Raw genomic sequence first — 24,214 nt, forward strand, 5'->3', positions numbered from 1 at the left:
GTGGGTCCCCCGCATGGGCTACGGTGCGGGCCATGGCAAGTGTGCTCGTGGTCGAGGACGACCAGTTCGTACGTTCCGCCCTCATCCGGCACCTGACCGAGGCCTCGCACACCGTGCGGAGCGTCGGCACGGCCCTGGAGGCCCTGCGCGAGGTCGCCCACCACCGCTTCGACGTGGTCATCCTCGACCTCGGACTGCCCGACCTGGACGGGTCGGAAGCGCTGAAGATGCTGCGCGGCATCACCGACGTACCCGTGATCATCGCGACCGCGCGCGACGACGAGGCGGAGATCGTCCGGCTGCTCAACGACGGCGCCGACGACTACCTGACCAAACCCTTCTCCGTCGAGCACCTCTCCGCCCGGATGGCCGCCGTCCTGCGCCGCTCCCGCGCGGCCACGGGCGCCGAACCCCCCTCGCGCGTGCTGCGCGTCGGCGGGCTCGCCATCGACCCGCTGCGCCGCCAGGCCGAGCTCGACGGGGCCGTACTGGACCTCACCCGCCGCGAGTTCGACCTGCTGACCTTCCTCGCCGGGCGGCCCGGGGTGGTCGTCGCCCGGCGGGAGCTGCTCGCCGAGGTCTGGCAGCAGTCGTACGGGGACGACCAGACGATCGACGTCCACCTGTCCTGGCTGCGCCGCAAACTCGGCGAGACGGCCGCCCGGCCGCGCTACCTGCACACGCTGCGGGGCGTCGGGGTGAAGCTGGAGCCGCCGGCGTGAGGTGGGCGCTCGTCAAGGTGTGCCTCGCGGTCACCGCCATGGTGGTCGTGGCCTTCGCAGTGCCGCTCGGGATGGTCGTCCAGGAGATGGCCAGCGACCGGGCCTTCTCCAACGCCGAACGGCAGGCCGCCACCATCGGGCCCACCCTGTCCATCACCACCGACCCGGTACAGCTGCGCAAGGCGGTGGAGTCCACGCAGATGGGCGCCGCCCGGCGGATGGCCGTGCATGTACCGGCCATCGGCACCAGTGCCCCGGTGGAGATCGGCGGGGGCTGGGCCGGGGAACGGGCCGTCGCGGAGACCCGCCGGATCGGGCGGGCCACGACGGCCTCCGTGGCGGGCGGGGGCTCGGCGCTGCTCCAGCCGACCGCGCTCGGCTCGGGGGACATCGCCGTGGTGGAGATCTTCGTACCGGAGAGCGAGGTCAGCAACGGCGTCACGACGGCCTGGCTGATCCTCGCGGGCGTGGCGCTGGCGCTGATCGTCGGCTCCGTCGGGGTCGCCGACCGGCTCGGCGCCCGGCTGGTGCGGCCCGCCGAGCGGCTCGCGGACGCGGCCCACCAGCTCGGCGAGGGCAGGCTCGGCGCGCGGGTCCCCGAGGCCGGGCCCAAGGAACTGCGCTCGGCGGCCGTCGCGTTCAACGCGATGGCGGACCAGGTGGTGGAACTCCTCGCCAACGAACGGGAGCTGGCCGCCGACCTCTCCCACCGGCTGCGGACCCCGCTGACCGTGCTGCGGCTCAACGCCGCCTCCCTCGGGGACGGACCGGCCGCCGACCAGACCCGGGCGGCGGTGGAGCAGCTGGAGCGCGAGGTCGACACGATCATCCGCACGGCGCGCGAGCAGCGCCCCGCGACCGGCCTGGCGGCCGGGGCTGGCGGGAACGCCGGGTGCGACGCATCCGAGGTGATCCGCGACCGGATGGCCTTCTGGTCGGCGCTCGCGGAGGACGAGGGCCGCGAGGTGCGGCTCGCGGGGGTGGACCGGACGGTACGGATCCCCGTGGCCCGGCCCGAACTCGCCGCCGCCCTCGACGCCATGCTCGGCAACGTCTTCCGGCACACCCCCGAGGGCACCCCCTTCGCGGTGGACGTGCACGACGCGTCGGACGCCGTCATCGTGCTCGTCTCCGACGCGGGTCCCGGCATCGACGACCCGGACGCCGCCCTGCGGCGCGGCAACGACGGAGCCCGCGACGGCTCCACGGGCCTCGGCCTGGACATCGTGCGCCGGGTCGCGGAGTCGACCGGCGGCGACGTACGGCTGGGCCGCTCGGTGCTCGGCGGGACCGAGGTCCGGGTCTGGATCGCCCTGGACGGCCGCGACCGGAGCCGCGGCCGGGGCGGCGTGGGCGGGGTGCGGGTGCGGCGCGGCCGACGCAAGCGGCGGGGCCAGGCGAAGTAGCGGGGCCGGGCGAAGTAGCGGGGCCGGGCGAAGTGGCGGGGGCAAGCGGAGTAGCGGGGGCAAGCGAAGTAACCGGGGGCGCGCCTTGCGGGCGGTATGTCCCCATATCGATACCGTCCGCTTCATGGACACCCTCATCTTCGGCGGCCTCCTCGCCACGCTGATCGCCATGTACCGGGAGTCGTCCCGGATGGTCGTGCTCGGCGCGTGGTGGGTCATGCTGATCGCCGTGATCCTGCTGATGGCGCACCACATCACCAGCAGCCTCGCCCTGACCCTGAGCTACTGACGGTGGCCGCGATGCACAGCCTCCTCCCGGAGGCGGCGCCGACCGTCGGGCTGCTCGGCCGGGTCCAGTACTGGTTCGCCTGCTTCTTCGCCGTCGGCTGGACGGGGGTCGTCTGCGGAGGCCTCTTCTACCAGTTCGGGATGTGGGAGTACCCCTGCCCGCTCTGCATCGTCCAGCGGATGTTCATGCTGCTGGCGGCGATCGGGGCGGCGTACATCGTCCGCACCGCGATGTCGCACGGCGTGCTGACCGGCCGCGACTACATGATGGGATGGGGCCTGTCCCTGGTCGCGGTGATCGCCGGCTCCTTCGCGTCCTGGCGGCAGACGATGTTGCACGTCCTGCCGGGCGACAAGGGGTACGGGAGCGAGGTCTTCGGGCTGCACCTGTACGTCTGGGCGTGGATCCTCTTCCAGGCCTCGGTGATCGCCATCGGCATCGCCATGGCCTTCGCCCACACGACGGCGGCCCGCACCGTCCCGGCCACCGTCCCGGGACCGCTCCGCTCGGCCGGGACCTTCGCGCTGGCCTTCCTCGGTCTGGTCATCGCCGTGAACATCGTCGCCGTCTTCCTCGAAGAGGGCTTCCACTGGTTCCTGCCCGACGACCCGAACCGCTACCAGTTCTTCTACGACGTGGGGATCCTCGACTGACCCGCATCGCATGACCGACGGCCGGAATGCCGTACGGGCAGGCGTGGTTGGCGGAGCGGGAAGCCGGACCGTCCGACTTCCGCGCGAAGGGACCTCCGCAATGCGCTACGCAATCCTCGGCACCGGGATCGTGGGCCGTACGGTCGCCGAACGGCTCCTCTCCCTCGGACACGAAGTCGTCATCGGCACCCGTGACCCCGCCACCACGCTGGCCCGTACCGAGCCGTCCACCACCGGGGCCCCGACCGCGCCCTACGCCGAATGGCAGGAAGAACACCTTGAGGTGGAACTCCTGCCCTTCGCCGACGCCGCCCGCATCGGCGAGGTCCTCGTCAACGCCACCGGAGGCCGGGTCAGCATCGACGCGCTGAACGCGGCCGACGCCGGGCACCTCGACGGCAAGGTGCTCATCGACATCGCCAACCCGCTGGACTTCTCGCAGGGCATGCCGCCCGTGCTCGACCCGGCCAACACCGACAGCCTCGGCGAGCTCATCCAGCGGACCTTCCCGGGGCTGCGGGTGGTCAAGACGCTCAACACCATGACCGCCGCCGTGATGGTGGACCCGGCCCGGGTGCCCGGGGAGCACAACGTCTTCCTGTCCGGGGACGACGAGAGCGCCAAGAAGACGGTGCGCGAGCTGCTGCACTCCTTCGGGTGGCCCGAGGCGAGCGTGCTCGACCTCGGCGGGATCAGGACCGCGCGGGGCCCCGAGATGCTGCTGCCGATCTGGATCCAGCTCATGGGGCACCTCGGGCACGCCGACTTCAACTTCCACGTCCAGGCCGCGCACCCGAAGGCGTAGCCCGCGGGCTCCGGGAGGCACCCGGACGGCCCCCGCCCGGACGGTCGCGGAGATGTTGCCGGGCCGGGCGGGCCCGCGCAGGGTGGGCGTGACGGAAGGAGTCACGCATGAGAGTCATGCTCAGGGCGCACTTGGACACGGCCGCCACCAACGAGGGCATCAAGACGGGCGCCCTGCCTCAGGCGATCAAGAAGCTGATGGGCAAGGTGAAGCCGGAGGCGGCCTACTTCGGCCTGCACGAGGGCGTGCGCTCCTGCTGGATCGTCTTCGACCTCCAGGACAGCTCTCAGATGCCGCCGCTGATGGAGGACCTGTTCCTCCAGTTCAATGCCGAGCTGGAGGTCGGCCCCGTCATGAACGCAGAGGACCTGGCGAAGGGTCTGGCAGCGATGGAGTCCTCGTCGTAGCGGGTCACTGCACGCTGAAGCGCGGTGGGTGGGCGGGATCGGCGGGGCAGGCGAAGACGTTGAGCTTGCCGTAGTTGCCGACGGCGATCTCGGGCAGCCCGTCGGTGACCGGCACCGAGAGGTCCCCGCGCTCCTCGACGGGGCGCCAGCTGTAGCCGTCGCGGGCCCGCCACTCGTGACTGTCCACCTTCAGCAGCAGCTCCATCGCCCGGCCGCAGCTGCGGCAGTCCATCTCCCCGGGCCCGGTGAGGTTCCAGGCGGCGAACCCGCCGGCCTTCCAGCCCGGGGCCACGGACAGGTCCGACTGGTAGCTCACCCAGCTCCCGTCGCCGTCGCCGTCCAGGTCGCCGTCGCCTTCGGACTCGTACGAGGCCTCCTCCTGGGCGTCCTCCCACTCCTCCACGCGCTCGCGGAGCCCCTCGGGGAGCAGCTCGATGTACGGGTACTCGCGCACCTGTTCCGGGTGCAGCACGCAGGGATCGGGCACGTACCCGTCGAAGCCGACGAGGAGCGGCTCGGGCTGCTCCGCCAGGACCTCGCGCACCTCGCCGGAACGGCGCCAGCGCAGGTGGACGTTCATGCCGTAACCGGTGGGCCCGTGCAGGTCGAAGGGGCACCAGAAGACCTGCAGCAGATCGCAGCCGTCGGGTCCGGCCGGCAGGTCCGGGACGTCCCGGCGGTAGAGCTGGGCCACGGCGAACATGGGCAGCGGGTCGGTGTCGGACAGGCCCGGCAGGACGTGCTCGCGGCCGAGCTCTTCGAGCCGGGCCTGCTCCTCGGGGGTCGGCCGGCGCCCCGACCAGGCTTCCGTCAGCAGCAGCCGCCTCGCCCGGACGTCCTCGGTGCGCAGCCCGCGCCCCCGCGCGTGCGGCTCCTCGCACACCGGCCACCGCTCGTCGGCGGGCCACGACAGCGGCCCGCCGACGTGGCTGTCGGCTGCCGACGGCGATCCGGCGCGGGGGTGCAGCCGGGTCGTCGTACCCCGGTGGCCGATCAGCCCGGGGAAGAGGGCTTCGACGTCCAAGGGGCGCGGCGGGGTGGTGAGGCTCATGCGGCCGAACCTACAAGGCAGGTCCGACAAGGCGGCCCTACAGCACCCCCGTCCGGGCCAGCCGGGCGTACCAGCCGGCGCTGGAGCGCGGGGTGCGGGTCTGGGTCTCGTAGTCGACGTGGACGATGCCGAAGCGTTTGCCGTAGCCGTAGGACCATTCGAAGTTGTCCATCAGCGACCACAGGAAGTACCCCTCCACCGGGGCGCCGTCCGCCAGGGCGCGGTGGACCTCGGCGAGGTGGGACCGCAGGTAGTCGATGCGGGCCGGGTCGTGCAGGTCCGGGGCGTACGCCGCGCCGTTCTCGGTGACCAGGAGCGGCAGCCCGGGGGCTTCGCGGGCGTAGCGCGTGAGGAGGTCGTACAGGCCCGTGGGGTCGATGGACCAGCCCATGTCGGTGCGTTCGCCCGGGGGTTGGTGGAAGGCCACCCGGTCCGCCGCCGGCCAGGGGGAGTGCTGCCCGCCGCCGTGGCCGTCCTCGCGCGGGCTGGCCGTGCCGTCGGGGGCCGCCGAGACCACCGCCGGGGTGTAGTAGTTGACGCCGAGGAAGCCCAGAGGCTGGTGGATCAGGGCCTCGTCGCCGGGGCGGACGAAGGCCCAGTCCGTCAGGGCGGCGGTGTCCGCGAGGAGGTCCTCGGGGTAGGCCCCGTGCAGCAGCGGGCCGGTGAAGATCCGGTTGGCGAGGGCGTCGATGCGGCGCCCGGCGTCCAGGTCGGCCGCCGAGCCGGTCAGCGGCCGTACCGCGCTGAGGTTGAGCGCGATGCCCGTCCGGGCCGGTGCCGGCAGCGCGGCGGCGGCCAGGCCGTGGGCCAGGTTCAGGTGGTGGGCGGCGCGCAGCGCGTCGGCGGGGGAGGTGCGGCCGGGGGCGTGCACCCCGGAGGCGTAGCCGAGGAAGGCGCTGCACCAGGGCTCGTTGAGGGTGGTCCAGAGCTCCACCCGGTCGGCCAGCGCCGCCGCGACCTGGGAGGCGTACGCGGCGAAGGCGTACGCGGTCTCCCGCTCGGGCCAGCCGCCCGCGGTTTCCAGCTCCTGCGGGAGGTCCCAGTGGTAGAGGGTCACGCAGGGAGTGATCCCGTACGAGAGCAGCTCGTCGACGAGCGCGTCGTAGAAGCCGATCCCGCCGGCCAGCACCCGCGGCCAGGAGACCGAGAACCGGTAGGAGCCCAGCCCCAGTTCGGCCATCAGCCGGACGTCGTCCCGCCACAGCCGGTGGTGGTCGGCGGCGACCTCGCCGGTGTGGCCGCCGTACACCTTGCCGGGGGTGTCGCAGAAGGTGTCCCAGATGGAGGGCCCGCGCAGCCCGGCCGCCCCCTCGATCTGGAAGGCCGCCGTGGCCGTGCCCCAGAGGAAGCCCTCCGGGAACCGCATGTCCGTCGTGCCCGTCATGCCCGTCATCCTTTGACCGCTCCCTGCATGATGCCGCCGACGATCTGGCGGCCGAAGACGAGGAACACCAGCAGCAGCGGGAGCGTGCCCAGCAGCGCGCCCGCCATGATCACCGACTGGTCGGGGATGTAGCCCCGGCCCAGCCCGGTCAGGGCCACCTGCACCGTCGGGCTGCCGTTCTGGGTCAGCGCGACGATCGGCCAGAAGAAGTCGTTCCAGGCCATGACGAAGGTCAGCATGGCCAGCACCGCCATCGCGGGCCGGGCCGCCGGGAACACCACGTGCCACACGACCCGCAGCGAGCCGGCCCCGTCCGTGCGCGCCGCCTCCACCAGCTCCGACGGCAGCGCCTGGGCCAGGTACTGCCGCATGAAGAAGACCCCGAAGGCGGAGACGAGGGTCGGCAGGATCACCGCCTGCAGCCGGTCCGTCCACGACAGCTGCGCGATCAGCATGTACAGCGGGACCACGCTCAGCTGCGGCGGGATCAGCATCGTCCCCACGACGAGGGACATCAGCAGCCGGCGGCCCCGGAAGCGGAGCTTGGCGAAGGCGAAGCCCGCCAGGGTGGAGAAGAGCACCGTCCCGGCCGCGACCGTGCCCGCCACGACCACCGTGTTGAGCAGGGCCGTGCCCATGTTCGCGTCGGTCCAGGCGACCTGGAGGTTGCGCCCCAGGTTCCCGCCGAACCAGAACGGCGGCGGGGTCTGCGCGAGGCGCGTATTGCTGCGGGAGGCCGCGATCGCCGTCCACAGGAGGGGGAAGAGGGAGCCCGCCGTGAAGAGGGCGAGCACCACGTACGTGAACCTGCCCGCGCGCAGTGACCTCATCGGGAAGCCTCCCGTCCGCGCAGCAGCCGTGCCGCGCCCGCGATGACCAGCAGGATCAGGAACATCGCCCAGGCGATCGCCGAGGCCCGCCCGAGGTGGAGGTTCACCCAACCCTGCTCGTACAGGTACAGCCCGAGCGTCTGGAACTGGTGGTCCGAGCCGCCCGTGGCGCCGGCCCCGCCGTTGAACAGCAGCGGCTCGCCGAAGAGCTGGGTCGCGCCGATCGTCGACACCACGCAGGTGAAGAAGATCGTCGGCCGGAGCGAGGGGACGGTGACGTGGATGAACTGCTGCCACCGGGAGGCCCCGTCCAGGGCCGCCGACTCGTACAGCTCGCCCGGCACGGCCTGCATGGCCGCCAGGTAGATCAGCGCGTTGTAGCCGGTCCACCGCCAGATCACGATGGTGGACACCGCCAACTGCGAGGCGAAGGTGCCGTTCTGCCAGTCCACCGCGTCGAGACCGACCACCGACAGCGCCCAGTTGACCATGCCGTGGTCCCGGCCGAAGAGCAGCACGAAGACGAGCGTGGCCGCCGCCACCGAGGTCGCGTACGGGGTGAGCACCGCGACCCGGAAGAAGGCGGAGCCGCGCAACTTGTAGTTGAGCAGGTGGGCCAGGCCCAGCGCGATCGCCAGCTGCGGCACCGTGGACAGCAGCCCGATGGTGACCGTGTTGCGCAGGGCGTTCCAGAAGAACTCGTCGTCCCACAGGCGGGTGAAGTTCCTCAGCCCCACCCAGGTCATGGAGTCCGGATCGGTCAGCTCCACCTGGTGCAGCGCCGCCCAGCCCGTGTACAGCAGCGGGAACAGCCCGAAGGCGGCGAAGAAGAGGAAGAAGGGCGCCACGAAGGCGTACGGGCTCCAGCGCAGGTCCCACCGGTAGCGGCGCGAGCGCCACACCTGGCCGCGCCGGCCCCGGCCGCCCCCCTCCGCCGTCGGCCGCTTCGGGCCGACGGCGGAGGGGGACAGCACGGCCGTCTCGTCGGTCACGGGCGCCTCACTGGTCCAGAGCGTTGTCGATGGCCTTCACCGCGGCCTCCCAGCCCTCTTGCGGACTGCGCCCCTTCTGGTCGACCTGGAGCATCCCGATGTCCGCCAGGTTCTGCGCGATCACCAGGTCCTTGGGCCCGACCACCGTCACCGGCACGCCCTCCGCCGCCTTCGCGAAGATCTCGCCGATCGGGGCCCCGCCGAAGTACTCGTGCTTCGCGCCCGACACCGACGCCAGCTTGTACGTGGCGTTCGCGCTCGGGAAACTGCCCCGCTTCTCGAAGAGCTTCGCCTGCTGCGCCGGGGCCGTCAGCCAGGCCGCCAGCTTCGCGGCCTCCTCGGCGTGCTTGCCCGCCTTCGGCACCACCAGGAAGGAGCCGCCCCAGTTGCTGGGCTTCGGTGCCTGCGCCACGTCCCACTTGTCCTTGCCCGCCGGACCGGCCTTGTCCTGGATGTAGCCGAGCATCCAGGCCGGGCAGGAGACGGTGGCGAAGGAGCCGTTGGCGAAGCCCTGGTCCCAGGTCGGCGTGAACTGCTGGAGCTTCGCGCTCAGCCCCTCGGTGGCGAAGGAGGCCGCCAGGTCGAAGGAGCCGCGCACCGCCGGGTTGGTCTTGTAGACGACCTTGCCCTGGTCGTCGTAGAACCGCTGCGCGCTGCTGCCGGTCACCGCCGCCATCACGCCCGACGCGGAGTCCACGAAGGCCTTGCCGTCCCCGGCCTTCGCCTTGTAGGCCTTGCCGGCCTCCAGGTACTTGTTCCAGTCGCCCGCCCACAGCGCGCCGACCGCCGCCCGGTCCGTGGGCAGCCCGGCCGCCTCGAAGAGGTCCTTGCGGTAGCAGATGCCCTGCGGGCCTATGTCGGTGCCGAGGCCCACCGTGGCCCCGCCCTTGGCCGCGCTCGCCGTGCCCTGCGCCCACTTCCAGGGCAGGTAGGCGGCCTTGTCCACGCCGGGCACCTTGGCCAGGTCGACCAGCTTGTCGGCCTGGGTGGCGGTGATCTCCGCGATGTTGTTGACCTCGACGGCCTGGATGTCGGCGAGCCCGCTGCCCGTGCCCAGGTGGGTGAGCAGCTGCGGGTAGTAGTTCTCGTTCCGCTCGATGGAGGTCTGCTCGATGCGGATCCCGGGATTCTGCGCCATGTACTCGTCGTAGAGCCCGGCCTCCTGGAGGCCGAAGGCCCCGAAGACCCCGACGGTGAGGGTGGTCCTGGCCTTGCCGTCGCCGGCCGGGGAACTCGGGCCGGCCTGCTCGGCGGGATCCTCGGCGCATCCGGCGAGGAGGAGGGCGGCCGCGCCGATCAGACCGGCCGTGGTGACAAGGGTTCTTCGGGCTGGCATCTGGGTCCTCCCTGAAGGACGGAACGTGCCGGGTGTCGCGTGTCACAATGTGGGAGCGCTCCCACAGTCGTCAAGGGGTAGATTCGCATCCGGGAGGAAGCCATGAACGGGCATGCGCGCGGTGGGGGACGGCCGACGCTCGAGGAGGTCGCCGCGCGGGCCGGAGTCGGCCGGGGCACGGTCTCCCGGGTGGTCAACGGTTCCTCCAAGGTCAGCGAGCGGACCAGGGTCGCCGTCGAGCGGGCCGTCGCCGAGCTGGGGTACGTGCCCAACCGCGCGGCCAGGGCGCTCGCCGCCAACCGGACGGACGCCATCGCGCTCGTGATCCCCGAGCCCGAGTCGCGCTTCTTCGCCGAGCCGTACTTCTCCGACGTGGTCCGCGGGGTCGGCGCCGCCCTCGCCGAGACCGACGTCCAGCTCGTCCTCACCCTGGCGGGCGGCGACCGCGAGCGCCGGCGCCTGGCCCAGTACCTGACCGGCCACCGCGTCGACGGGGTGCTGCTCGTCTCCGTCCACGCGGGCGACCCGCTGCCGGAGATGCTCGCCGAGCTCGGCATCCCGACGGTGATCAGCGGCCGCCGCTCCGCCGACGAGCCGCTGCCCTGCGTGGACTCCGACAACCTGGCGGGCGCCGCCGAGGCCGTACGCCACCTCCTGGGCCGGGGCCGGCGCGCGATAGCCACGATCACCGGCCCGCTGGACGTGTACGGGGCCCAGTGCCGCCTCGACGGCTACCGGCAGGCGCTGGCGGCCGCCGGACACCCCGTCGACGAGGAACTGATCGCGATCGGCGACTTCACCGAGGACGGCGGCCGCCGGGCCATGCGCGAGCTGCTGGAGCGCCGCCCCGCGCTGGACGCGGTCTTCGCGTGCTCGGACGTCATGGCGGCCGGCGCCCGCCGGGAGCTGCGCGCGGCCGGGCGCCGGATCCCCGAGGACGTGGCACTGGTCGGCTTCGACGACTCGGTGGTGGCCCGGCACATGGACCCGCCGCTGACCAGCGTCCGCCAGCCCATCGAGGAGATGGGCCGGACCATGGCGCGGATGCTGCTGGAGCGGATCGGCGGCGCGGGGGATTCCGGTGGGGCCGGGGACGTGGGCGTCGTCCTGCCGAACCGGCTCGTGGTCCGGGAATCCTCCTGAGAACGCAGAAGACCCCGGTCCGCTTCCGCGAACCGGGGTCTTCCCGCAGGGTGAGTGACGGGACTTGAACCCGCGGCCACCTGGACCACAACCAGGTGCTCTACCAACTGAGCTACACCCACCATGTCCGGTCGGAGAACCGACCGGCCGAAGAAAAGGGTACAGGGTCCGGGAGGGTGCTCGCTCCCCCCTTTCCCCGCGCCCGCTCCGGGGAGGCTATTCGGTGGGCACCACGTGCTTGGCGGCGATGGACCGCGCGGTGTCCGTGTCGGGCCCGGGCTGCGGTACGAAGACCGCCTCGCGGTAGTAGCGCAGCTCGGCGATGGACTCCTTGATGTCCGCGAGCGCCCGGTGGTTGCCGTTCTTCGGCGGGCTGTTGAAGTACGCCCGCGGGTACCAGCGGCGCGCCAGCTCCTTGATCGAGGACACGTCCACGATCCGGTAGTGCAGGTGGCTCTCCAGCGCGGGCATGTCGCGCAGCAGGAAGCCGCGGTCGGTGCCGACCGTGTTTCCGCAGAGCGGCGCCTTGCGGGGCTCCTTCACGTGCTCCCGTACGTAGGCCAGGACCTGCGCCTCGGCATCCGCGAGGGTGGTCCCGCCGGCCAGCTCGTCGAGCAGGCCGGAGGAGGTGTGCATCTCGCGCACCACGTCGGGCATGGTCTCCAGGGACGCGTCCGGCGGGCGGATCACGATGTCCACGCCTTCGCCGAGCACGTTGAGCTCCGAGTCGGTGACCAGTGCGGCCACCTCGATAAGTGCGTCGTCCGTCAACGAGAGCCCGGTCATCTCGCAGTCGATCCACACCATGCGATCGTTCATGTGTCCCACCTTATGCGGTAGCCCGGGGCCCGGACCGCATATGCGGAAGCTGCGCGGAAGGTCCCCCACCGGTGGTGACCGATGGAGGACCTTCCCTTGCCGTACCCGTCGTGTGGGTTACGCGTGTTCGCGCAGGACCCGGCCCGGAGCGTAGAGCTCCGTCACCGTCGGGCCCGCCGCGGCCAGCGCGGCCGCGGCCCGCTGGGGCTGCGGGGTGCGCTGGTGGGGTACCGGAGCCGTCTGCAGCTCGGACACCTGCGCCACGTCGGCCTGCGGCCGGCGTGCCCGGTAGGCCGAGCGGTAGGCGGCCGGGGAGGACCCCAGCTGCCGGCGGAAGTGACCGCGCAGGGCGACCGGCGAGCGGAACCCGCAGCGCCCGGCGACCTCGTCGACCGAGTAGTCGGAGGTCTCCAGCAGCCGCTGTGCCTGGAGCACCCGCTGGGTGATCAGCCACTGCAGCGGCGCGCTGCCGGTCAGTGAGCGGAACCGCCGGTCGAAGGTGCGCCTGCTCATGTAGGCGCGGGCCGCCAGCGTCTCCACGTCGAACTGCTCGTGGAGGTGTTCCAGTGCCCAGGCGACGACCTCGGCCAGCGGGTCGGCGCCGATCTCCTCCGGCAGCGACCGGTCGAGGTAGCGCTCCTGGCCACCCGTGCGGCGCGGAGGTACGACGAGCCGGCGGGCCAGTGCCCCGGCCGCCTCGCTGCCGTGGTCCGAGCGCACGATGTGCAGGCACAGGTCGATTCCGGCCGCGGTGCCCGCGGACGTGAGCACGTCGCCGTCGTCGACGAACAGCTCGCGCGGATCGACGTGGACGGACGGGTAGCGCTTGGCCAGCGTCGGCGCGTACATCCAGTGCGTCGTCGCGGGCCGGCCGTCGAGCAGACCGGCGGCGGCGAGCACGAAGGCTCCCGTGCACAGTCCGACGATCCGGGCACCCTCCTCGTGCGCCAGACGCAGTGCGTCGAGCGCCTCCGGAGGCGGCGGTGAAGTGATGGAACGCCACGCGGGCACGACGACCGTGCCTGCCCGGGCGATCGCCTCCAACCCGTATGGCGCGGTCAGTTCGAGTCCGCCGGTGGTCCGCAGCGGACCGTCCTCCCCGGCGCACACGAGCAGTCGATAGCGTGGAACTCCCGCGTCCTGCCGGTCAATGCCGAACACGGAAAGTGGAATGGAGCTCTCGAAGATCGGCCCGCCGCTGAACAGCAGCACCGCGACGATCTCCCTGCGGCGACGCCCCGCGAGCTTCCGGCCCGCGTCAGCGACGACTGCGGTGGAATCCTGGCTCATGGCGCTAAGCCCCCCTTGGGTGTCGCGACTCCTTGGTCTGGTCGCACCTGCACGTTTCCCCTCGGCCTTGCACGTGGATCCCCCGCCGTAAATACATGATCGAATCTACTGCGTCCCGTGGTGTCGGCGTGACAAGTTCAGCACGCAGCGCTATGTCGACTTCTCAACTTGGCGAAAAGCATTCGATCAGGAACCGTTCCGCTCCGCTACCGGCACGGGAAGGGTTCCGTCCGCGCGTGGCCAGTACCCATAGGGTCGGGACGCCCCTCCGGCTCTGTCGTCCCTGGTGGTAGGGGGGTTGGGGGGACATTCCGGCAAGGAGGCAACTGTGCCGGGAAGTTGGCTGAAAACATGCGGGTGTGGGTGTGCGAATCAGTCAGTCCTGCGGGTCGGGGGACTCGGAGGCGTGGCAGCCGCGGCGCCCGGCGGCCCCGCCGCGCGAGTGCCGGCGGCGGTGAGCGGGCGGAAGGTGCTCCTCCGAGAGCACCCGGGCCGCGGCCCGTTGCGTCTTCTCCGAATGGCGCAGCAGCACCCGGCAGGCGGCCGTGACGGCGACCAGGCCGAGGGTCGCGACCGCGGCCCCGCCGTACGAGGTCCCGTAGACGACGAGGACCACGGGCACGAGCAGGCAGCTGAAGGCGGCCCAGCGCACGACGTCACCCGCGGGGTCGTCGTGGTGCCGTCCCGCGGGGTGCACGGACGGGTGAAGGGGTGAGCGGGGGGACGGGACGGACTGCGTCGGCTGAGCGGGCTGGACGGGCTGGACGGGGTGAACCGGATGGCCGGGCACGGCGTACTCCCTGCGGGCTCTTACCTGAAGGTCGGACGCATGCCCAACGCCGCGCGGCGGGCCTCGGTCACTGCGCGCACGGGTGGCGCGGACCCGACCTCGTCACTGGCTGTAGGGGACAGCGGCCATTGCCAAGGCGCGCTCGCTCCGGCATGCTCCCTGGGACGCTCTCCAAGGGCGGCAAGCCCTGTGCAGGACAGGAGTGTCGCCGTACCCTGGTGGGTATGGGCTTGGGAAGATGCTTCCCGGACAGAGCTCCGTCACACTGCGTCGCCAATTACCCCTGTTGCTTCCTCCAAGGACCTCTTCGCCGAGACACCCATGGCCGGTCACGAATTCTCCGAACCCGCGGACCGCAAGCGCAAGCGGCTAGCCGACCCCGAGTCGGCCGCCGATCTGCGCCCGGCGGAACAGCCGCGCCTTGCCTGCGACCCTGCCTTCCGGCACGGAGTCGTTGTGGGATTCGACGGATCCACTTCCAGTGAGCGAGCCCTGGCCTATGCCATTGGCATGGCCCGCCGCTCCGGATCCGGTCTGATCATCGTCCATGTCGCCAACCGGCTGCCCACCACCGTGTGGGCCGGCTGCGAGCCCCCGGTCTTCGTCGACGTGCCGGACCACCGCACCGAGGTGCTCGGGCTGGAGTTGGCCTGCGCGGACTACCTGGCGGAAGTGCCGTGGATCCTGGTCGAGCGCGGTGGTGACATCTGCCACGAGCTGGAGGAGGTCGGCCGGGAGTATTCGGCCGACGCCATCGTGGTGGGTTCGACGCACGGGATCGTGGGCCGGATCTTCGGATCCGTGGCCGGCCGACTGGCAAAACGCGCACAGCGACCAGTCGTTGTCATTCCGTGACCGCTTGTTAAGCCGATTGTGCGGTTGTGCACCCGTGTAAAGGGTAGATAAGTGCTGCTGGGACGCAGCAAACAACTGCAGATCGAAGGGAGCCCGCCGTGGACAATGGTGTCTCTGCGGGAAGCACGGCCTCGACTTCGACCCTGGGGAACATCGCCCTGGGTCTCACCCTTCTCGCATTCGGTATCGGCCACACCGGCGTCATCGACGGCGTGACCGCGGCCAGTTCCGTGTCGCTCGCCATGTACGTCGGCGGCGTCGCGCTGTTCCTCCTCGGGCTCATGGAGTACCGGGGCGGCAACGGGTTCAACGGCACCGCGTTCGCGGGCCTCGGCATCTTCTGGTTCACGTGGGCCAAGGGTGCGGGAGCCGCGGCCTCCGGCGACGCAGCCGGAACGTTTCTTGTCCTCTTCGCACTGCTCACGCTGAGCCTCACGCTCGCCGCGGCGAGCGGTCTGTTCAGCCAGGGCGTCTACGCACTGCTGACCCTGTCCCTCCTCCTGCTGGCGATAGGCGCGTTCGCCGACAGCGGCGGGCTCGCCAAGGCCGGCGGCTGGGTCGCCGCCGTGTCCGGTCTGCTGGCCTGGTACGGGGCCACTGCGGCCCTGGCGCACTGGCCGATGGCCTTCGGCAAGGCACGCGGAGGCGCGGTCGCCGCGAGCTGAACGGCGCCACATGGAAGAACCCCCGTGCGCGGTGCGCACGGGGGTTCTTCGTCGTACTCGCCGGATCGGCTACTCGACCGTGACCGACTTCGCCAGGTTGCGCGGCTTGTCGATGTCCCGGCCCATGGCCAGGGCCGTGTGGTACGCCAGCAGCTGGAGCGGGATGCCCATCAGGATCGGGTCCAGCTCGTCCTCGTTCTTCGGGACCACGATGGTGTGGTCCGCCTTCTCCTGCTCGCGGTGGGCGACCGCCAGGATCCGGCCGCTGCGGGCCTTGATCTCCTCCAGCGCCGCGCGGTTCTTCTCCAGCAGGTCGTCGTCCGGGACGATCGCGACGGTCGGCAGCGAGGGCTCGATGAGCGCCAGCGGGCCGTGCTTGAGCTCGGAGGCCGGGTAGGCCTCGGCGTGGATGTAGGAGATCTCCTTCAGCTTGAGGGAGGCCTCCAGGGCCACCGGGTAACCGCGCACCCGGCCGATGAACATCATCGACTTGGCCTCGGCGTACTCGGCCGCCAGCTTCTTGATGTCCTCTTCGCCGTCGAGGATCTCCTGGATCTGCGCGGGCAGCTTGCGCAGGCCCTCGATGATCCGCTTGCCGTCGGTGACCGACAGGTCGCGGATGCGGCCCAGGTGCACGGCGAGCAGCGCGAAGGCCACGACCGTGTTGGTGAAGCACTTGGTGGACACGACGCAGACCTCGGGGCCGGCGTGCACGTACACGCCGCCGTCGGCCTCGCGGGCGATGGCGGAGCCGACCACGTTGACCACGCCGAGGACGCGGGCGCCCTTGCGCTTGAGCTCCTGCACGGCCGCGAGCACGTCGTACGTCTCACCGGACTGGGAGACGGCGATGTACAGGGTGTCGGGGTCCACGACCGGGTTGCGGTAGCGGAACTCGGAGGCCGGCTCGGCGTCCGCGGGGATGCGGGCCATGCCCTCGATGAGGCCGGCGCCGATGAGGCCCGCGTGGTACGAGGTGCCGCAGCCCAGGATCTTGACCCGGCGGATGCCGCGCGCCTCGCGCGGGTCCAGGTTCAGGCCGCCCAGGTGCACGGTGTTGAAGCGGTCGTCGATCCGGCCGCGCAGCACGCGGTCGACCGCGTCGGGCTGCTCGGAGATCTCCTTGTGCATGTAGGTGTCGTGACCGCCCATGTCGTAGGAGGCGGCCTCCCACTCCACGGTCTCCGGGGTGGCGGTGGTGGAGGCGCCACTGGTGGTGTAGGTGCGGAAGTCGTCGGCCTTGAGGGTGGCCATCTCGCCGTCGTCGAGGGTGACGATCTGGCGGGTGTGGGCGACCAGCGCGGCGACGTCCGAGGCGACGAACATCTCCTTCTCGCCGATGCCCAGGACCACCGGGGAGCCGTTGCGGGCGACGACGATGCGGTCGGCGAAGTCGGCGTGCATGACGGCGATGCCGTACGTGCCCTCGATCTGCTTGACGGCCTCGCGGACCTTGTCCTCCAGGGACTCGGCCTGGGAGCGGGCGATCAGGTGGACGATGACCTCGGTGTCGGTCTCCGAGACGAAGACGGTGCCCTCGGCCTCGAGCTTCACGCGCAGCTCGGAAGCGTTGTCGACGATGCCGTTGTGGACGACGGCGACCTTGTTCTCGGCGTCGAGGTGCGGGTGCGAGTTGATGTCGCTCGGCGCGCCGTGGGTGGCCCAGCGGGTGTGGGCGATGCCGGTGGTGCCGGCGAAGCGCTTGGGGACGCGGGACTCCAGCTCGCGGACGCGACCCTTGGCCTTGACCACCTTGAGGGCGGCGGCCTTCGGGCTGTTCACGACGATGCCCGCGGAGTCGTACCCGCGGTACTCAAGGCGCTGCAGACCCTCCAGCAGCAGCGGTGCCACGTCACGCTTGCCGATGTAACCGACGATTCCGCACATACGGTTTAGCCCCTCCTGAAGTTCGGTTCCCTGTGCTCGCTCGCTGCCGCGGTGCGGCGACGGGCTCAGCCGTAGACGATGCGGCGCAGCTGCCGGAGCGAGAGCTCCGGAGGCGCCACGGCGCGGTGCGGCAGCTCGGCCGCGATCCGCTCGAAGATCTCCGCGTTCACCGCTCCGCCGGACTGCAGTTCCCGGTGGCGGCGGCGGACGAACTCCTCGGTCGTCTCGTCGAAGTAGGCGAGCACGTCGAGCACCACCCGGGCGGCTTCACCTCGCTGGAGCGAGGTGCTGCGGACCAGGTGTTCGACGAGGTCGTCGTGCGACGGGCGGCGATCGAGCACCCGTAGATACTGGCGGCTCCAAGCCTCGAACGCAAAGATCCTGCCCGAAATCGGGCAGGATCCTGCTGGTCTGGACCAGGGAATGTGTAGCTCCGGTTGTAAATCCGCTAGAAACGACGCAGAACGGCCTGCTTGGCCGCCGTGAACTCCTCGACGGTCAGCACGCCCGACTGGTGCAGCTCGCCCAGCTCGCGCAGCCGCCGCAGCAGGGCGTCGTGGTCCTCGCCCGGGGCCGCCGCCTCCTGGGCGAGGGCCTTCTGCGGTTCGGCCGCCGCTGGCGACGCGACCTCCGCCGGCGGGGCGTCCTGGGGCGCGTCCTGCGGCGCGGCCGGGTGCGGCATCCGCACCGCCACGGCCGCCGCGACCAGGGCCATCAGCGGGTCCTTCTTGAAGCCGAAGAGCTCCACCGTGCACGGGTCGTACTTGGGCGCGGGCGCCGTCGGGGCGCCCGCCAGGGTGAAGCGCAGCCAGCCGTTCTCCAGGCCCTTCGACGGGGACCACTCCACCGACCGCAGATCGGCGACGCGGAACTCGCGGGGCCCGCCGGAGCGCTTGGCCTCCTCCGTCGTCCAGTTCCACTCCAGTGCCACCCGGTCGCCGTCGAAGGCCGCCGTGCCGTCGCCCGCGCCCACCGTGATCGGCACGGCCGGCCCCGGCAGCAGGTACGCCACCGTCGGGACCGGTTCCACCTGCTCCAGCAGCAGGGCGTTGCGCACCTCGTCCACGAAGTACTCCGCCACCCCGCTGCGGTCCGCCTCCACGGTCAGCCGGTACGGGTCCGAGGCCTCCGGCAGCCGCCCGCCCGTCACCTGGAGCAGCGGGCACGCGCCGTCACGCAGCCGGAGCCGCAGCCGGCCCGCCTTGCGGCCGGGCTCGTGACTGATCCCCGCTAGCGCGCGCAACGGTACGAGCACCTCGCCGAGGGTCTGCCGCAGCAGTGAGACCCCCTTGTCGCGGCCCGGCACGATGCGCACCGCGTCCCCGTCGAAGGTCCAAGTGCCGTCCTTCTGGATGATTTCCGCCATCCGGCGATTCTCCCACTCACACGGACGGGCCAATTGGCCTATACCTGGGGCCATGAGAGTCCTGCGACTGCGACGCGCACTCGGAACCCTCCTCGCCCTCGGCGTCCTCGGGGCTTCCGCCTCCTGCACCGCCGCCCGCGGTGACGACGCCAGAGGGGGTGGCGAGCACCGGGCCGCCCTGACCCCCTTCGAACGGCTCCTGCCCGCGCCGGCCTCCGCGCGGGCCGCGGGCCCGGGGTACGCCGTCGGCCCGGGCACGGTCATCCGTACCTCCCGGGGCTCGGGCGAGGAGGTCCGCCGGGTCGGCGAGCTCCTCGCCGAGCAGCTGCGCCGCCCGACCGGGCTGCCGCTCCCGGTGGTCGACGGGGCGCTGGGCGACGGGATCCGGCTGCGGATCGACGAGGACGCACAGGGGGTGGGCGAGGAGGGCTACCGGCTGGAGTCCCGCCCGGACGGGGTCACCCTCACCGCCCGTACCCCCGCGGGGCTCTTCCACGCGGGGCAGACGCTGCGCCAGCTGCTGCCGGTGGCCGGTCCGGGGACGGTGCCGGGCGGGGAGATCACCGACGCGCCGCGGTTCGCGTACCGGGGGGCGATGGTCGACGTGGCCCGCCACTTCTTCACGGTGGAGCAGGTCAAGCGGTACGTGGACCAGCTCGCCCAGTACAAGGTCAACACCCTGCACGTGCACCTGACCGACGACCAGGGCTGGCGCCTCGCGATCGACTCCTGGCCGCGGCTGGCGGAGTACGGGGGCGGCAGCGAGGTCGGCGGCGGGCCCGGCGGCCACTGGACGAAGGCCGAGTACCGGGACCTCGTCGCGTACGCGGGGGAGCGGTACGTCGAGCTGGTGCCGGAGATCGACATGCCGGGCCACGTGAACGCGGCCCTCGCCTCCTACGCGGAGCTCACCTGCGACGGGAAGGCCCCCGCCCGCTACACCGGGGTCAAGGTCGGCTTCAGCTCGCTGTGCGTCGGCAAGGAGCGGACGTACGAGTTCATCGACCAGGTCCTCGGCGAGCTCGCGGAACTCACCCCCGGCCGCTACATCCACATCGGCGGGGACGAGGCGCACTCCACCCCGGCGGCCGACTACGCGTCCTTCATGGACCGCGCCCAGGAGGTCGTCGCCCGCCACGGCAAGACGGTGGTGGCCTGGCACCAGCTGTCGGCGGCCCGCCCGGCGCCGGGCGCGGTGCTCCAGTACTGGGGCCACGACCGCACCCCGGCGGCCGAGAAGACCCGGGTGGCGACGGCGGCCGGGGCGGGCAACCCGGTGATCCTGTCCCCGGCGGACCGGCTCTACCTGGACATGAAGTACGACCAGGCCACGAAGCCGGGCCTGGCCTGGGCGGGCGTGGTCCCGGTGAAGCGCTCGTACTCCTGGGATCCGGGCGCCTACCTGCCGGGCCTCCCGGAATCCGCGGTGCTGGGCGTGGAGGCCCCGCTGTGGACGGAGACCATCGCGACGCGCGCCGACTGGGAGTTCATGGCCTTCCCCCGGCTGCTGAGCCTGGCGGAACTGGGCTGGTCACCGGCCGGTTCGCTCGACTGGGACACGTACAGCAGGCGGCTGGCGGCCCAGGGGCCCTTCCTGGACGCGCAGGACATCACCTTCCACCGCGCGCCGGACGTGCCGTGGCAGTGACGGGGGCCGACGGTGTGGGTCAGGGGCCCCAGCAGCTGGTCCTGGCCCCTTCGACGTCCGCACCGACCCATATGTCGAAACCGGCACCGGTGGCGAACTCCGTGGCGGCATCCGGCCCGTAGAACTCCGTGATCTCATCCGGCTTGACGATGGAGATCCTGAGCTCCTTCGCCTCGCCGTCCCCGCCCCGCGTGAAGCACGAGCCGAACTGCCGCATCTCGGGTATCGGATTGGGCTCGTACCGCCAGCCGTCGGCCTCCGCGGCCTTGTGGAAGTGGTCCAGCACCTCTTGGCGGGTTCCGGCGTACACATAGGTGCGGCCGGCGGTCAGGTAGGCGTCGCCGCTGTCGTCCGCGCACTCGGAGTAGCCGGCTTCGCTCAACTTCGGCGGCGTCGCGCCGGGCGGGGGCGAGTCGAGCAGGGGGAGCGAATTCAGCTCCTGCATGAGGGCTTCGGTCCCCTCGCAGGTGGTGAACGGGGACAGCAGCGAACAGCCGGTCAGCCCGCCGGCGACGATCACGGCCGACAGCAGCAGGGCGGCCGCGCGGCCGGGACGGGTACGGGACGGCATTGCGGCTCCCACAGGGGTTCGTGGCCGGGGACCGGCACCGACGGGCGGCGTTACGGCGTGCTGCGGGAGAGTGTCCCGTTCGGGCTGTACGCGGTGAACACCGGGGTGCCGTCGGCCGGGGCCGCCTCGCCCCCGGTGATCCACAGCCGGGACGGGCTGTCGGTGGGGCGCCAGACGGCCGCGTACCCCGCGGGGCCGGTGAGGCGCACGTCGCCCTCGACGGCCCAGGCGTCCTTGCCGCCCTTCCACAGCTGGAAGGCGGCCGGGCGGCCGAAGCCGGCCGGAACGGCGACCACGTAGGTGGCGCGGGCGCCGGCTTCGAAGTCGTTGTGGTCGTGCGTGTCCAGAACGGTCCACGCGGAGGTCCGCCCGGTCTCGTCCGTGAGCCGCCCCTGGACGTCGCTGTCCGTGCCGGCCTCCGCGACGTCGGCCGTCCGCAGGGTGACCTGGTAGGCGGCCGCGCCGGTGGGTCGGGGGGCGGGCGAGCTCGCGCTCGCCGTCGGGTCCGGGGCCGGGGCCTGGTCCGGGGTCGTCGGGGTCGGCGACGGGGGCACGGTGGGCGGCTTGCCGGCGGAAGGCTCGGCCGGACCGCCGGTCAGGGCGCCGACGGTGAGACCGCCCGCCGCACAGGCAACCAGAGCGGCCCCGGCCCACACGCCCTTCGGTATCCGGCGGCGGCGGGCGGGGCCCGGGCGGCGCACGTTCCCGTCGATCCGCGGCAGCGGCCGCGTCGAGGACACCTCATGGCCCGCCGCGCTCGGCAGGACCTCCGTCTCGTCCGGATCCCACACCGCCGCGACTCCCCACTGTTGGCACCTGCAGACAGTCCGGCACCCTAGGCCAAGGCCACCCCGTCGTGATCTTGGCGATCACCACTCGGACATGGCGGTCAGGCGGGTCAGGGGGTGCGCGGGGTGACCAGGCCCGATTCGTAGGCGAGGACCACGAGTTGGGCGCGGTCGCGGGCGTGGAGTTTGGTCATGGCCCGGTTGACGTGGGTCTTCGCCGTGAGGGGGCTGATCACCATGCGGTCCGCGATCTCGTCGTTGGACAGGCCCTGCGCGACCAGGACGACGGCCTCGCGTTCGCGGCCGGTCAGTTCTGTCAGGCCCGTGCCGGTGGAGGTGGCGGTGGGGAGCGGCTGTGTGACGTAGCGGTTGATCAGTTTGCGGGTGATGGACGGTGCGAGGAGGGCGTCGCCGCGCGCCGCGACGCGTACCGCGTGCAGGAAGTCCTCCGGCACGATGTCCTTGACCAGGAATCCGGCCGCGCCGGCGCGCAGCGCGTCGAAGACGTACTCGTCCAGGCCGTAGTTGGTGAGGATGACGACGTGCACCCCGGCCAGGGCCGGGTCGGCGGCGATGCGCTTCGTCGCTTCGATGCCGTTGACGAGCGGCATCTGGATGTCGATGAGCGCGATGTCGGGCAGGTGGATCCTGGCCAGGTCCACGGCCTCGCCGCCGTTGGAGGCCTCGGCCACCACCTCGATGTCGTCTTCGAGGTCGAGGAGCGCGCGGAATCCGCTGCGGAGGAGAGGCTGGTCGTCGACCAGCAGGACACGGATCACGAGGTTCGCTCCACGGGGAGTTCGGCCAGGACGGTGAAGCCGCCCTCGCTGCGGGGTGCGGCGCTGAGCCGGCCGCCGAGGGCGGTGACGCGTTCGCGCATCCCGAGCAGGCCGACGCCGGGTGACACGGGGGCGGTGCCCGGTGTGGCCTTGCCGTCGTCGTCGATGCGTACGGTGACGGAGTCCGGGCTGCAGTCGATACGGACCGACGCGGTGCCGGCGTCCGCGTGGCGGGCGATGTTGGTGAGCGACTCCTGGACGACCCGGAAGACGGTCCGGCCCACGGTGGCCGGTATGTCGTGCCGGCCTCCCTCGATGGCCAGTTGCGCGTCCAGGCCGATGCCGCGGGCCTGTTCCACCAGTTCCGTGACGTCGTCGAGCCCGCGCGGCGGGCTGGTGTCGTCGTCGCGGAGCGCCTCCAGGGTCGCGCGCAGCTCGCGGGTCGCCTCGCGGCCCGCCTGCTGGATCGCCAGCAGGGCCTCCGGTACCTGCTCGCCGCGCTTGCGGGCCACGTGGACGGCAACCTCCGCCTGCACCTTGACGATCGAGATCTGGTGGGTGAGCGAATCGTGCAACTCCCGCGCGATGCGCAGCCGTTCCTCGTCGGCGCGGCGCCTCGCGGTCTCCTCCCGGGTGCGCTCGGCTTCGTCGGCCCGCTGCTCGGCCTGGCGCAGTGCCTCGCCCGCCGCCCCGGCGGCGATCAGCCAGGCGATTTCGAGGGCGCCTCGGGCCTGCGTGAACGCCTCGCCCGTGTCGTGCAGGCCCGAGGCCAGGGCGGCGAGGGGGAGGGCGGCCAGCACGGCCACGCTCGCGGCCACCGTGACGGCGCGGTGCCCTGCCCGCATGGCCGCGTACACCGCGAACAGGTACGCGACGGCGGCCACGTCGAAACCCGCCGCCTGATAGCCCACCGCGCACAGCCCGGTGACCACCAGCACGGCGACCGGTGCCCGGCGGCCGGCCGCCAGCGCCAGGCCGCCGACCGTCAGCAGCGCGTAGCCGAGCAGGTCGCGGCCGGTGCCGGAGTGCTGCCCGGACACCCCGGTGACCAGCAGTGCCGCCGCCACGCCGACGGCGACCGCCCAGTCCCTGACAGCGGCCGGGACCGCGAACCGCCTTTTTCCCATGCACGCAAAGTAGCCGGATGCCGGTGCGGGGGCGTCCGGCGAGGGGATGAGCGGACGACTACCGCGCACGCAGTACTTCCGCGGTTCCTGCCGCGTCCGTGGCAGCCCGAAGTGTCTGCGTCCGGGGGAGGACCGGGGGTGGGGCCGGCGGACATCCTCGGGTCTGTCAGGTCACGTCCCGTCGCATAAGGAGCACCCCATGTCCGTCCGTTCGATGCTTGCCGAACCCGCCGCGGCGATCGTCTCCGTCCAGCCGGTCGCCGCCAGTGTCCAGACCATGAGCGCCGGTCGGATCGGGGCCATCGTGGGCGGGCTGCTGGGGCTGACCGCCGTCGTCCTCGGCGGCATGGCATTGGCCCGTTCCTCCGGCCGTATCGGTACCGGAAGCGGTACCGGTACCGGCTTCGGGCGCCGCGGGGCCGTCGCGGCCCTGGTGGCGGGGCCGATCGGGATGGCCATCGGCGCGCTGGTCGCGGCCACCGCCGACGCCGGCATCGGCACCGGCAACGGGCGCGGCGGGGCCTACGTCGCCCTGGTGGTGGGGCTGATCGGCACGGTCCTCGGCGGGTCCGCCCTGGCCCGCTACCGCCGTACCGGCTGAGGCGTCACCG

At 72.1% G+C, this 24,214-nt stretch carries 26 protein-coding genes and 1 tRNA gene; 11 read left to right on the forward strand and 16 right to left on the reverse strand.

The features are described from left to right. Window positions 1-32: 32 nt before the first annotated feature. From OG625_RS24960 to OG625_RS24985, 6 genes are all read left to right on the forward strand, one after another. Entirely contained in the window at window positions 33-722 is a 690-nt protein-coding gene (locus tag OG625_RS24960) for a response regulator transcription factor (protein WP_329385177.1), read from the forward strand. Then, window positions 719-2,128 (forward strand): sensor histidine kinase, encoded by a 1,410-nt coding sequence (locus OG625_RS24965; protein ID WP_329385180.1) that lies wholly within the window; start codon window positions 719-721, stop codon window positions 2,126-2,128. Before OG625_RS24960 ends, OG625_RS24965 begins: the two co-directional genes overlap by 4 nt. 124 nt (window positions 2,129-2,252) lie before the next feature. Next, window positions 2,253-2,417 (forward strand): DUF5993 family protein, encoded by a 165-nt coding sequence (locus tag OG625_RS24970; protein WP_329385182.1) that lies wholly within the window; start codon window positions 2,253-2,255, stop codon window positions 2,415-2,417. 11 nt (window positions 2,418-2,428) lie between these two features. After that, window positions 2,429-3,070, forward strand: a complete 642-nt coding sequence (locus tag OG625_RS24975) for a disulfide bond formation protein B (RefSeq protein WP_329385185.1) — start codon at window positions 2,429-2,431, stop codon at window positions 3,068-3,070. Window positions 3,071-3,170: 100 nt separating this feature from the next. Further along, window positions 3,171-3,875 carry an NADPH-dependent F420 reductase gene (locus tag OG625_RS24980; RefSeq protein ID WP_329385187.1) on the forward strand — a complete coding sequence of 235 codons (705 nt, stop codon included), beginning with the start codon at window positions 3,171-3,173 and terminating at the stop codon, window positions 3,873-3,875. A 107-nt stretch (window positions 3,876-3,982) separates the two neighbouring features. Beyond that, window positions 3,983-4,282, forward strand: a complete 300-nt coding sequence (locus OG625_RS24985; protein WP_329385189.1) for a hypothetical protein — start codon at window positions 3,983-3,985, stop codon at window positions 4,280-4,282. Between the two features lie 4 nt (window positions 4,283-4,286). Here OG625_RS24985 and OG625_RS24990 read toward each other — a convergent pair whose 3' ends face one another. The 5 genes from OG625_RS24990 to OG625_RS25010 all read right to left on the reverse strand — a co-directional run bounded on the left by OG625_RS24990 (window position 4,287) and on the right by OG625_RS25010 (window position 9,875). Beyond that, window positions 4,287-5,333, reverse strand: a complete 1,047-nt coding sequence (locus tag OG625_RS24990; protein ID WP_329385192.1) for a hypothetical protein — start codon at window positions 5,331-5,333, stop codon at window positions 4,287-4,289. A gap of 37 nt (window positions 5,334-5,370) precedes the next feature. Beyond that, complete coding sequence (locus OG625_RS24995; protein ID WP_443067770.1) at window positions 5,371-6,726, reverse strand: GH1 family beta-glucosidase; 1,356 nt, start codon at window positions 6,724-6,726, stop codon at window positions 5,371-5,373. After that, window positions 6,723-7,547 (reverse strand): carbohydrate ABC transporter permease, encoded by an 825-nt coding sequence (locus OG625_RS25000; RefSeq protein ID WP_329385197.1) that lies wholly within the window; start codon window positions 7,545-7,547, stop codon window positions 6,723-6,725. The genes OG625_RS24995 and OG625_RS25000 overlap by 4 nt, the downstream gene beginning before the upstream one ends. Further along, window positions 7,544-8,449: a carbohydrate ABC transporter permease gene (locus tag OG625_RS25005; protein ID WP_329390934.1), complete on the reverse strand. Its 906-nt coding sequence runs from the start codon at window positions 8,447-8,449 to the stop codon at window positions 7,544-7,546. The genes OG625_RS25000 and OG625_RS25005 overlap by 4 nt, the downstream gene beginning before the upstream one ends. 97 nt (window positions 8,450-8,546) lie before the next feature. Next, window positions 8,547-9,875, reverse strand: a complete 1,329-nt coding sequence (locus OG625_RS25010) for an ABC transporter substrate-binding protein (protein ID WP_329385200.1) — start codon at window positions 9,873-9,875, stop codon at window positions 8,547-8,549. A gap of 102 nt (window positions 9,876-9,977) precedes the next feature. Here OG625_RS25010 and OG625_RS25015 point away from each other — a divergent pair, with 102 nt between their 5' ends. Continuing rightward, window positions 9,978-11,018 (forward strand): LacI family DNA-binding transcriptional regulator, encoded by a 1,041-nt coding sequence (locus OG625_RS25015; RefSeq protein WP_329385202.1) that lies wholly within the window; start codon window positions 9,978-9,980, stop codon window positions 11,016-11,018. Window positions 11,019-11,067: 49 nt separating this feature from the next. Here the strand turns inward: OG625_RS25015 and OG625_RS25020 are convergent. The 4 genes from OG625_RS25020 to OG625_RS25035 form a co-directional block, all read right to left on the reverse strand. Further along, window positions 11,068-11,140, reverse strand: a tRNA-His gene (locus tag OG625_RS25020). 94 nt (window positions 11,141-11,234) lie between these two features. Next, window positions 11,235-11,837 carry an oligoribonuclease gene (gene orn, locus OG625_RS25025; protein ID WP_329385205.1) on the reverse strand — a complete coding sequence of 201 codons (603 nt, stop codon included), beginning with the start codon at window positions 11,835-11,837 and terminating at the stop codon, window positions 11,235-11,237. 117 nt (window positions 11,838-11,954) lie between these two features. Then, window positions 11,955-13,127, reverse strand: coding sequence for a helix-turn-helix domain-containing protein (locus OG625_RS25030; RefSeq protein WP_329385208.1), 1,173 nt, complete (start codon window positions 13,125-13,127; stop codon window positions 11,955-11,957). A gap of 376 nt (window positions 13,128-13,503) precedes the next feature. Continuing rightward, a complete protein-coding gene (locus OG625_RS25035; RefSeq protein ID WP_329385211.1) occupies window positions 13,504-13,917 on the reverse strand; it encodes a hypothetical protein in 414 nt (137 codons plus the stop codon). A gap of 321 nt (window positions 13,918-14,238) precedes the next feature. Here OG625_RS25035 and OG625_RS25040 point away from each other — a divergent pair, with 321 nt between their 5' ends. Beyond that, window positions 14,239-14,772 (forward strand): universal stress protein, encoded by a 534-nt coding sequence (locus tag OG625_RS25040; protein WP_329385214.1) that lies wholly within the window; start codon window positions 14,239-14,241, stop codon window positions 14,770-14,772. 98 nt (window positions 14,773-14,870) lie between these two features. Continuing rightward, window positions 14,871-15,437 carry an acetate uptake transporter gene (locus tag OG625_RS25045; RefSeq protein ID WP_329385215.1) on the forward strand — a complete coding sequence of 189 codons (567 nt, stop codon included), beginning with the start codon at window positions 14,871-14,873 and terminating at the stop codon, window positions 15,435-15,437. Window positions 15,438-15,506: 69 nt separating this feature from the next. Here the strand turns inward: OG625_RS25045 and glmS are convergent, their stop codons facing one another. The 3 genes from glmS to OG625_RS25060 form a co-directional block, all read right to left on the reverse strand. Further along, on the reverse strand, window positions 15,507-17,324 hold the full coding sequence (glmS, locus tag OG625_RS25050) for a glutamine--fructose-6-phosphate transaminase (isomerizing) (protein ID WP_329385218.1): 1,818 nt from the start codon (window positions 17,322-17,324) through the stop codon (window positions 15,507-15,509). Window positions 17,325-17,389: 65 nt separating this feature from the next. Beyond that, window positions 17,390-17,665, reverse strand: a complete 276-nt coding sequence (locus tag OG625_RS25055; protein WP_329385221.1) for a hypothetical protein — start codon at window positions 17,663-17,665, stop codon at window positions 17,390-17,392. A 107-nt stretch (window positions 17,666-17,772) separates the two neighbouring features. Then, on the reverse strand, window positions 17,773-18,690 hold the full coding sequence (locus OG625_RS25060) for a DUF4429 domain-containing protein (protein ID WP_329385224.1): 918 nt from the start codon (window positions 18,688-18,690) through the stop codon (window positions 17,773-17,775). Window positions 18,691-18,742: 52 nt separating this feature from the next. On the opposite strand from OG625_RS25060, the gene OG625_RS25065 reads away from it, so the two are divergent. After that, window positions 18,743-20,338 carry a beta-N-acetylhexosaminidase gene (locus OG625_RS25065; protein WP_329385227.1) on the forward strand — a complete coding sequence of 532 codons (1,596 nt, stop codon included), beginning with the start codon at window positions 18,743-18,745 and terminating at the stop codon, window positions 20,336-20,338. Between the two features lie 19 nt (window positions 20,339-20,357). Here OG625_RS25065 and OG625_RS25070 read toward each other — a convergent pair whose 3' ends face one another. From OG625_RS25070 to OG625_RS25085, 4 genes are all read right to left on the reverse strand, one after another. Continuing rightward, on the reverse strand, window positions 20,358-20,909 hold the full coding sequence (locus OG625_RS25070; RefSeq protein WP_329385229.1) for a hypothetical protein: 552 nt from the start codon (window positions 20,907-20,909) through the stop codon (window positions 20,358-20,360). 50 nt (window positions 20,910-20,959) lie between these two features. Next, window positions 20,960-21,700, reverse strand: coding sequence for a PLAT/LH2 domain-containing protein (locus tag OG625_RS25075; protein WP_329385232.1), 741 nt, complete (start codon window positions 21,698-21,700; stop codon window positions 20,960-20,962). 107 nt (window positions 21,701-21,807) lie between these two features. After that, window positions 21,808-22,476, reverse strand: coding sequence for a response regulator transcription factor (locus OG625_RS25080; RefSeq protein ID WP_329385235.1), 669 nt, complete (start codon window positions 22,474-22,476; stop codon window positions 21,808-21,810). Continuing rightward, a complete protein-coding gene (locus OG625_RS25085) occupies window positions 22,473-23,603 on the reverse strand; it encodes a sensor histidine kinase (RefSeq protein ID WP_329385238.1) in 1,131 nt (376 codons plus the stop codon). Before OG625_RS25085 ends, OG625_RS25080 begins: the two co-directional genes overlap by 4 nt. Window positions 23,604-23,802: 199 nt before the next feature. On the opposite strand from OG625_RS25085, the gene OG625_RS25090 reads away from it, so the two are divergent. Next, window positions 23,803-24,204 carry a DUF6223 family protein gene (locus OG625_RS25090; protein WP_329385241.1) on the forward strand — a complete coding sequence of 134 codons (402 nt, stop codon included), beginning with the start codon at window positions 23,803-23,805 and terminating at the stop codon, window positions 24,202-24,204. Window positions 24,205-24,214: the final 10 nt, after the last annotated feature.

Source organism: Streptomyces sp. NBC_01351 (assembly GCF_036237315.1).
Classification (GTDB): Bacteria; Actinomycetota; Actinomycetes; order Streptomycetales; family Streptomycetaceae; genus Streptomyces.

Excerpts from the sequence above, each read along its gene's own strand:
- OG625_RS24960 (WP_329385177.1), top strand. The coding sequence starts at position 33 with ATGGCAAGTGTGCTCGTGGTCGAGGACGACCAGTTCGTACGTTCCGCC.
- OG625_RS24970 (WP_329385182.1), top strand. The coding sequence starts at position 2,253 with ATGGACACCCTCATCTTCGGCGGCCTCCTCGCCACGCTGATCGCCATG.
- OG625_RS24975 (WP_329385185.1), top strand. The coding sequence starts at position 2,429 with ATGCACAGCCTCCTCCCGGAGGCGGCGCCGACCGTCGGGCTGCTCGGC.
- OG625_RS24980 (WP_329385187.1), top strand. The coding sequence starts at position 3,171 with ATGCGCTACGCAATCCTCGGCACCGGGATCGTGGGCCGTACGGTCGCC.
- OG625_RS24985 (WP_329385189.1), top strand. The coding sequence starts at position 3,983 with ATGAGAGTCATGCTCAGGGCGCACTTGGACACGGCCGCCACCAACGAG.
- OG625_RS24990 (WP_329385192.1), bottom strand. The coding sequence starts at position 5,333 with ATGAGCCTCACCACCCCGCCGCGCCCCTTGGACGTCGAAGCCCTCTTC.
- OG625_RS24995 (WP_443067770.1), bottom strand. The coding sequence starts at position 6,726 with ATGACGGGCATGACGGGCACGACGGACATGCGGTTCCCGGAGGGCTTC.
- OG625_RS25000 (WP_329385197.1), bottom strand. The coding sequence starts at position 7,547 with ATGAGGTCACTGCGCGCGGGCAGGTTCACGTACGTGGTGCTCGCCCTC.
- OG625_RS25010 (WP_329385200.1), bottom strand. The coding sequence starts at position 9,875 with ATGCCAGCCCGAAGAACCCTTGTCACCACGGCCGGTCTGATCGGCGCG.
- OG625_RS25015 (WP_329385202.1), top strand. The coding sequence starts at position 9,978 with ATGAACGGGCATGCGCGCGGTGGGGGACGGCCGACGCTCGAGGAGGTC.
- orn (WP_329385205.1), bottom strand. The coding sequence starts at position 11,837 with ATGAACGATCGCATGGTGTGGATCGACTGCGAGATGACCGGGCTCTCG.
- OG625_RS25030 (WP_329385208.1), bottom strand. The coding sequence starts at position 13,127 with ATGAGCCAGGATTCCACCGCAGTCGTCGCTGACGCGGGCCGGAAGCTC.
- OG625_RS25040 (WP_329385214.1), top strand. The coding sequence starts at position 14,239 with ATGGCCGGTCACGAATTCTCCGAACCCGCGGACCGCAAGCGCAAGCGG.
- glmS (WP_329385218.1), bottom strand. The coding sequence starts at position 17,324 with ATGTGCGGAATCGTCGGTTACATCGGCAAGCGTGACGTGGCACCGCTG.
- OG625_RS25060 (WP_329385224.1), bottom strand. The coding sequence starts at position 18,690 with ATGGCGGAAATCATCCAGAAGGACGGCACTTGGACCTTCGACGGGGAC.
- OG625_RS25065 (WP_329385227.1), top strand. The coding sequence starts at position 18,743 with ATGAGAGTCCTGCGACTGCGACGCGCACTCGGAACCCTCCTCGCCCTC.
- OG625_RS25070 (WP_329385229.1), bottom strand. The coding sequence starts at position 20,909 with ATGCCGTCCCGTACCCGTCCCGGCCGCGCGGCCGCCCTGCTGCTGTCG.
- OG625_RS25085 (WP_329385238.1), bottom strand. The coding sequence starts at position 23,603 with ATGGGAAAAAGGCGGTTCGCGGTCCCGGCCGCTGTCAGGGACTGGGCG.
- OG625_RS25090 (WP_329385241.1), top strand. The coding sequence starts at position 23,803 with ATGTCCGTCCGTTCGATGCTTGCCGAACCCGCCGCGGCGATCGTCTCC.